Here is a 1,621-nt window from a genome sequence, read left to right on the forward strand (position 1 = left end):
CAGGCGGAAATTGCACAAACTGCTGCATCGGTTGGTTATCCAACGGCTGAAATGGTGGCAATTGTGATTGACATCATCATCGATCGCCGCTGTGGGGTTGATTATCGTGACAAAACACAACGTTTATATGATCGACTGAATAGCATTCAGGCATTCACGATTTTTGAAATGCGTGTCTTTTCATTAATTGCAACGGATCTAACACCAAAACGTTTTTTTAAACTCTATCGAAAATTCGCTCATGATGTCCAAGTTTTCCGCGATTATATGCCTGGTAATTTGTTTGAAACAAGTTTAATGATTCATATGACTGCGCTTAATCAGGCAGTTATTTGGCCTAAAAAATTAAACGTGACGGACGTCTGGCTGACCTTAGAAGGTATTATGCGTCAGCCAGCACGCCGTTCAAATGTAGAAATTTTGCTACTGCAACGATTTACCGGGTTGCTACGCACCTATTTAACCATGGATTCAGAAGTGGTCGCGGCTGAAATTGGCGTCTTTTTGATGGCTGCGCAACAAATGGGCGTGCGCGAAATGACGATGAACACCGTCCAAACATCCCTGGTGGCGGTTTGGACACGGCTACAATTAAGTAAGCAACAATTGCATGCGCAAAAAATGGCCGAGACGTTGCCAGCTATCATCACTGATTTGACGCTACAACCGCGAAGTCAATCATTTGGCGAGGCGTTACGCCGGCGTTTGAAAGACAAGCATATCCGGGTACGGAGTTTGGAAGCCCTGGGTTTTTCAAAGTCGAAGTTGTACCGGGTATTTGAAGATGTGGGCACCCTGATGATTGATGAGATGTTAGATTTGATGCGCATTATTGGGTTTGAGACTGGGGACATTGTCGCGGTGCTCATGTGGTTCCCATTGGACGAACAAAATGCACGCACAAATTTATACGGTGCGTCACACAGTGTGGTCTCACCAGCCGTCGTACGGCAAAGCGCTACTGACATTGAAGATTATTACGAGAACGAAGTCTACGCCGCTGTACGAGCGGACGTGACTTGGTTTGGCACAGAACGCGCCACACAGGTCGCGACGGCGGTGGCCAACCTGCTACGTGAGCTAGATGAGTGGCATGAAAAGGAATATCGGCTCGTTAAAGTTGGTTTAATGGTGGTGACAAATGAGGATGAGTTGGCGATGTGGTTTCGGCGAATGCGACAAGATCACCGGGATAACCGGGCGACACGGGTTTATACCGACCGCCAAATTGATGCGGTAGAGTATGCGATTTTCGGCGCACTCTTCAAGGGAGATTTCGACCGTGTCCGTCAGCTTGTCCGACTGGCTTTAACGAATAATCCGTCATTAACGAATACGTTACGCTATACTGCTTGGCGTTGGCGGGTTGAATCATATCGGCTATACGAACAGTTTGCAGCTAATCCATTGGAAACGATTCGCCAATTAAAAGGGCTCTACAATAATTATGCCGTCCTCCTGGGTGATGGCCCGCTAGTTCAGTACTATCAAAGACGGTATGATGCTCTGTGGCAACAATACCGTTAGCGTCCGAATAACCCTATTTGAATTTTTTTACAGGCAAAAATTTTCGTCAACTGTGCGTTTTTTCACATGATAGAATTTGTCACGTGGAGAAAAT

Annotated in this window: 1 protein-coding gene; it reads left to right on the plus strand. The window is 46.3% G+C overall.

Annotation, left to right across the window (positions count from 1 at the left end):
- On the plus strand, positions 1-1,527 hold a 1,527-nt coding region (locus WEIDD23_RS13260), incomplete at its 5' end, for a hypothetical protein (protein WP_197458739.1).
- Between the last annotated feature and the right edge of the window lie 94 nt (positions 1,528-1,621).

It is taken from the genome of Weissella sp. DD23 (genome assembly GCF_001579105.1).
Lineage (GTDB): Bacteria > Bacillota > Bacilli > Lactobacillales > Lactobacillaceae > Weissella > Weissella cibaria.